Raw genomic sequence first — 6235 nt, forward strand, 5'->3', positions numbered from 1 at the left:
GTGCCGCGCCGCCCCCCGCGCGCGCCAGCCGCCGCCCGCGCCGGCCCCGGTCCGGGTCCGCGTCCGCCCGGGGCGATATCCCCTCGGTCATCCGGGCGCGCCGTGCGATCCTGGGAGCGATGACAGCACACGATCACACCCCCGACACCGACGTCGACGTCCCCGCCGGCTTCGACGGCGACCAGGAGGACCTGGCCGACCGCCAGGCGCTGCGACGGGTCGCCGGCCTGTCCACCGAGCTCCAGGACGTCACCGAGGTCGAGTACCGCCAGCTCCGGCTCGAGCGCGTCGTGCTCGCCGGCCTGTCGACGTCGCGCGACCCCCACGAGGCCGAGGTCTCGATGGCCGAGCTCGCCGCGCTGGCCGAGACCGCCGGCTCGCAGGTGCTCGACGCCCTCGTCCAGCCACGCGACAAGCCGGACCCCGCGACGTTCCTCGGCTCGGGCAAGGCCGCCGAGCTCCGCGACATCGTCGCCGAGACCGGGGCCGACACCGTCGTCTGCGACGGCGAGCTGAGCCCCTCGCAGCGGCGCAGCCTCGAGGACGTCGTCAAGGTCAAGGTCGTCGACCGGACGGCGCTGATCCTCGACATCTTCGCCCAGCACGCCAAGTCCCGGGAGGGCAAGGCGCAGGTCGAGCTCGCCCAGCTGGAGTACCTGCTCCCGCGCCTGCGCGGCTGGGGTGACTCCATGTCCCGGCAGGCCGGTGGCCGGGTCGCCGGCGGTGCCGGGATCGGCTCCCGCGGTCCCGGTGAGACCAAGATCGAGCTCGACCGGCGCCGCATCCGCACCCGGATGTCCAAGCTGCGCCGCGAGATCGCCGACATGCGGACCTCGCGCGACACCAAGCGCGACAGCCGGCGCCGCAACGCCGTGCCGTCCGTGGCGATCGCGGGGTACACCAACGCCGGCAAGTCGAGCCTGCTCAACCGGCTCACCGGGGCGGGCGTGCTCGTCGAGGACGCGCTGTTCGCCACCCTGGACCCGACGGTGCGCCGCGCGGAGTTGCCCGACGGCCGCGCCGTGACGTACACCGACACCGTCGGCTTCGTCCGGCAGCTGCCCCACCAGCTCGTCGAGGCCTTCCGGTCCACGCTGGAGGAGGTGGGCGACGCCGACCTCGTCGTCCACGTCGTCGACGTCTCCCACCCCGACCCCGAGGGCCAGCTCAGCGCGGTCCGCGCGGTCATGGCCGAGGTGGGCGCGCACTCGGTGCCCGAGGTGGTCGCCCTCAACAAGGCCGACGTCGCCGACCCCGAGGTCGTCGACCGGCTGCTGCGCCGCGAGCGCGGCGCCGTCGCGGTGAGCGCGCGGACCGGCCAGGGCCTGGACGAGCTGCTCGCCGCGGTGGTGCGGGACCTGCCACGCCCCGACGTCGAGGTGGACCTCGTCGTGCCGTTCGAGCGCGGCGACCTGGTCAGCCGGACCCACGCCGACGGCGAGGTCATCGATGTCTCGCACGTCGCCGAGGGCACCCGGCTCCACGCCCGCGTCGACAAGGCCCTCGCCGCGGCGCTCACCGAGGCGTCGTCCGGCACCGTCTGAGTGCCGCCGGGCCCGTGCACGCCGTGCGTCCTGGGGACGTGCGGCGGGCCGGTGCCGGTGGCGCAGTAGGGTCGGGCCGGTGAGCAGCGCGACGGAGCAGGCCCCCGTCGAGGCCGCCGGGCCCGGCAGCACGGCAGCCACCGAGGACCGCCCCTCCCCGGGGGCCGACCCCGCCGCCGAGGCGGTCTCCCTGCTGGGGCGCGTGGTCGAGGCCACCGGCGGTACCCGCCGCGACGGCCAGGACCGGATGGCCGCCGCGGTCGCCGACGCCGTCGACGGCTCCCGGCACCTGCTCGTGCAGGCGGGGACCGGCACCGGCAAGTCCTGGGGTTACCTGGTGCCCGCGGTCGCCGCCGCCGTGCGCCGGAACCGCGGTGTCGTCGTCGCCACGAGCACCCTCGCGCTGCAGGGGCAGCTCGTCCGCCAGGACCTGCCCCGCCTCGCCGACGCCCTCGAGGGCCCGCTCGGGCGCCGCCCCACCTGGCAGCTGGTCAAGGGCCGCAACAACTACGTCTGCAAGCACCGGCTCGCCGGCGGCAGCGAGGCCGAGGAGGACCCGTCGCTGTGGGAGCAGCCGGGCGCCGGCAGCCGGTCGACGCTGGAGCAGCAGGTGCTGCGGGCGCGGGAGTGGGCCGAGAGCACCGAGACCGGCGACCGCGACGACCTGGTGCCCGGGGTGCCGGAGCGGGCGTGGCGCGCGGTGTCGGTGACCGCCCGGGAGTGCCTCGGCCAGCGGTGCCCGCTCGTCGGCGAGTGCTTCAGCGAGGCGGCGCGGGTGCGGGCCAAGGACGTCGACGTCGTCGTCACCAACCACGCCCTGCTAGCCATCGACGCCACCGACAACCGGAAGACCCTGCCCCAGCACGACGTGGTCGTCGTGGACGAGGCGCACGACCTGCTCGACCGGGTCACCGCCGCCCTGTCCCGCGAGGTCACCGCCACCTCGGTGCGCGCCGCCGCGACCGCCGCGCGCCGCGCCGGCTGCGGGGTCGACGACGTCACCGACCTCGACCGTGCCGCGTCGCAGCTGGAGACCGCGCTGGACACCACGTCGCCGGGCCGGCTGGCCGACGGGGCACCGGCGGCGGTCCAGGACGCCCTGCTGCTGCTGGCCACCGCCGCCCGGGGCGCCCTGCGGTCGCTGCCGAAGGACGCCGAGGCGGGCGGCGCGCAGGCGGCCCGCGCGGCGCTGCTCGACCACGCCGACGTCGCCGAGCGGATCGGCGGGGTGCCCGCGCCGCCCGGGCAGTACGGGGACGACGACGACGTCGAGCCGGAGGTGGCCGAGGCCCCCGCCGGCGTGGACGTGGTGTGGGTCGAGCACGACGACCGTCGCGGCACGGTGCTCAAGGCCGCCCCGCTGGACGTGTCCGGGCTGCTGCGCACCCGGCTGTTCGACGCGCGCACGGTGGTGGCGACGTCGGCCACGCTCACGGGCCCCGGCGGGTTCGACGCGCTGGCCCGCCGCCTCGGTCTCGGCCGGCGCGGCTGGACCGGCCTGGACGTCGGCAGCCCGTTCGACTACGGCCGCCAGGCGATCCTGTACGTCGCGGCGCACCTGCCGGCACCGGGCCGCGACGGGCACGGCGAGCCGCTGCACGACGAGCTCGTCGCGCTCGTGGAGGCGGCGGGCGGTCGCACCCTCGGGCTGTTCTCCTCCCGCCGCGCGGCGCAGGCGGCGGCCGACGTGGTGCGCGCCCGCACCGACCTGCCGGTGCTGTGCCAGGGCGACGACCTCGTGCCCACCCTGGTCCGGCAGTTCGCCGAGGACCCGCGCACCTGCCTGTTCGGGACGCTCGGGCTGTGGCAGGGCGTCGACGTGCCCGGCCCGTCCTGCAGCCTCGTCGTCCTGGACCGCGTGCCTTTCCCCCGGCCGGACGACCCGCTCTCGCAGGCACGGAGCGAGGCGGTGGACCGGGCCGGCGGGAGCGGCTTCATGACAGTGTCGGTGGCGCACGCCGCGACCCTGCTCGCCCAGGGCGCCGGGCGGCTGGTCCGGCGCAGCGAGGACCGGGGGGTGGTGGCCGTGCTCGACCCACGCGTGGCCACCAAGCGCTACGGCCCGGCCCTGCTGCAGGCGCTGCCGCCGTTCTGGCGCACCACCGACCGCGAGGTCGTGCTCGGCGCGCTCAGACGCCTACCGCGGTGACCCGCAGGGCCTCCAGCACCGCCGCCACGCTGGGGACCCGTGCCAGGTCCGGCGTGGTGACCGCGACGACCCGGCGGCGGGCCACGGGGTCCAGCGACAGGGTCACCACGCCGGGCACGTCGTGCTGCACCTGCGCCAGCGACGGGACGAGCGCGACGCCGAGGTCCTCGCCGACGAGGCCGAGCACGGCCACGTAGTCGTCGGTCTCGTACCGGATCCGGGGGACGAACCCCGCCTGGGCGGCGAGGTCGACGAGGTGCCCGCGGCAGCGGGGGCAGCCGGCGATCCACTCCTCGTCCTGCAGCGCGGCCAGGCGCACGCGCGCGTCCGAGGCCCACGGCGCACCGGCCGGGACGGCGACGCGCACCTCGTCGTCCAGCAGCGGCACGACGACGAGGCCGGCGAGGTCGGTCGGTGCGGAGTGGCCCGGCACGACGTGGTCGAAGGTGACGACGACGTCGGCGTCCCCGCCCCGCAGCCGCTCCAGCGAGCCGGGCGGCTCGGCCTCGGCCAGGGCCACCTGCAGGCCGGGGGAGCCGCGCCGCAGCACCGCCAGCGCGCGGGGGACCAGGCGGGCCGAGGCGGAGGGGAAGGCGACGAGGCGGACGGTGCCCGCCGCGAGCCCCGCCACCGCAAGGACCTCACGCTCGGCGGCGGCCAGCAGGTTCTCCACCGCGACGGCGTGGCGGGCCAGCACCCTGCCGGGCTCGGTAGGGCGGGAGGTCCTGCCCGTGCGCTCGACGAGGGCGGTCCCGATCGCGCGCTCGGCACGGCGCAGCTGCTGGCTGGCGGCGGGCTGGCTGATCCCGAGCCGTCGCGCGGCCGCGGACACCGAGCCCTCGTCGCTCACCGCCCGCAGCAGCCGGAGCACCTCCACGTCGACGGCCACGCCCCGGACGCTACGGCCGTCCATAACCCCCGGCAATGGCATGGACGACGAAGTCGTCGTTGTGCCTATGGGTCGGGGCGAGCAGGCTGGTGGGGTGGCACTCGACGCGTGGCTCCCCGCTCCCGGTTACCTCAACGCCAGCACCCTCGGGCTCCCGCCGGTGCGCACCGCCGACGCGGTCCGGCAGGCCGTCGACTCCTGGCAGGCGGGGCAGGGCTGCGCCGTCGGCTACGACCGGCACGTCCAGGCCTCCCGCGCGCTGTACGCCCGGCTGGTCGGGGTGCCGACGGGCTGGGTGGCGGTGGGCTCGCAGGCGTCGGTCATGGTGGCCGAGGTCGCCGTGACGGTGCCCGACGGCGCCGAGGTCCTCGTCGTCGCGGGCGAGTTCACGTCGGTGACGGGCCCGTTCGAGGCGCAGGCGCGCCGCGGTGTCCGGACCGTCGCCGTGCCGCTGGACGAGCTCGCCGCCGCGGTGAGGGCACGCCGTCCGGCGGTCGTGGCCTTCTCCCTGGCGCAGTCCGCCGACGGCCGGGTGGCCGACGCCGGCGCGGTCGCCGACGCGGCCCGCGAGGTCGGCGCCCTGACGCTCTGCGACACCACCCAGGCGACCGGCTGGCTCGAGGTGGACGCCTCTCGGTGGGACGTCACCGTCTGCTCGGCCTACAAGTGGCTGTGCTCGCCGCGGGGCAGCGCCTTCCTCACCGTCCGGCCCGAGGCGCTGGAGCGGCTCTCGGGCCACAACGCGGGCTGGTACGCCGGCGACGACGTCTGGGGCTCGGTGTACGGCCCCGGGCTGCGGGTGGCCTCCGACGCGCGCCGGTTCGACGTCAGCCCGGCCTGGCTGTCCTGGGTGGGGACGCAGACCTCGCTGGAGGCGCTCCTCGACCTGCCCGCGTCGGTGCGGCGCCACCACGGCGCGGACCTGGCCGACACGCTGCGCGAGCGGCTGGGGCTTCCGGCGCAGGGCCGCCCCGTGCTGACCCTGCCGGACCCGGACGGCAGCGTCCTGCTGCGTCTGGCCGACGCGGGGTGCACGGCGGTGTCCCGGGCCGGCCGCGCCCGGCTCGCCTTCCACCTGTGGAACGACAGCGAGGACGTCGACCGGGTGGTCGACGCCCTCGCCACGAGCCCGTCGGAGCTCACACCCGCCTGAGGACCGCCGTCACCTTGCCGAGCACGGTGGCGTCGTCGCCGGGGATCGGCGTGTACGCCGGGTTGTGCGGCATGAGCCACACCTGCCCGTCCCGGCGGCGGAACGTCTTGACGGTGGCCTCGCCGTCGATCATCGCGGCCACGATCTCGCCGTTCTCGGCCGCGGGCTGCTGGCGGACGACCACCCAGTCGCCGTCGCAGATCGCCGCGTCGATCATCGAGTCGCCGACCACCTGGAGCAGGAACAGGGTGCCGTCGCCGACCACCTGGCGGGGGAGGGGGAACACGTCCTCGACGACCTGCTCCGCCAGGAGCGGGCCGCCCGCGGCGATGCGCCCGACCAGCGGGACCATGCTGGCCTCGGCGACCTGCACCGCCTCGTCCTCGCCGGCCCCGGCACGGAAGCTGTGCGCCGCGGGCCGGCGGGACCCGGCGGGACGGTCTCCCACGCGCCGCAGCGACGGCTGGGGCTGTGCCGGCCCGGCGGGCGCGACCTCGGCC

Annotated in this window: 5 protein-coding genes; 3 read left to right on the forward strand and 2 right to left on the reverse strand. The window is 76.9% G+C overall.

Going from position 1 to position 6235, the window contains the following annotated elements; genetic code table 11:
- Nucleotides 1–119: 119 nt before the first annotated feature.
- The gene (gene hflX, locus WCS02_RS16190; protein ID WP_340295108.1) at nucleotides 120–1544 is read left to right on the forward strand and encodes a GTPase HflX; all 1425 of its coding nucleotides are present in this window, start codon (nucleotides 120–122) and stop codon (nucleotides 1542–1544) included.
- A 79-nt stretch (nucleotides 1545–1623) separates the two neighbouring features.
- On the forward strand, nucleotides 1624–3693 hold the full coding sequence (locus WCS02_RS16195) for an ATP-dependent DNA helicase (RefSeq protein ID WP_340295110.1): 2070 nt from the start codon (nucleotides 1624–1626) through the stop codon (nucleotides 3691–3693).
- Here the strand turns inward: WCS02_RS16195 and WCS02_RS16200 are convergent.
- Nucleotides 3674–4582, reverse strand: coding sequence for a LysR family transcriptional regulator (locus tag WCS02_RS16200; RefSeq protein ID WP_340295112.1), 909 nt, complete (start codon nucleotides 4580–4582; stop codon nucleotides 3674–3676). The two genes, WCS02_RS16195 and WCS02_RS16200, sit on opposite strands and share 20 nt — an antisense overlap.
- A 94-nt stretch (nucleotides 4583–4676) precedes the next feature.
- Between WCS02_RS16200 and WCS02_RS16205 the strand changes: the two genes are divergently transcribed.
- Nucleotides 4677–5735: an aminotransferase class V-fold PLP-dependent enzyme gene (locus WCS02_RS16205; protein ID WP_340295114.1), complete on the forward strand. Its 1059-nt coding sequence runs from the start codon at nucleotides 4677–4679 to the stop codon at nucleotides 5733–5735.
- Here WCS02_RS16205 and lexA read toward each other — a convergent pair.
- Nucleotides 5722–6235, reverse strand: a 514-nt coding sequence (gene lexA, locus WCS02_RS16210) for a transcriptional repressor LexA (RefSeq protein ID WP_340295116.1), incomplete at its 5' end; no start/stop codon positions are given. The two genes, WCS02_RS16205 and lexA, sit on opposite strands and share 14 nt — an antisense overlap.

It is taken from the genome of Aquipuribacter hungaricus (assembly GCF_037860755.1).
In the GTDB taxonomy this organism is placed as follows: Bacteria; Actinomycetota; Actinomycetes; order Actinomycetales; family JBBAYJ01; genus Aquipuribacter; species Aquipuribacter hungaricus.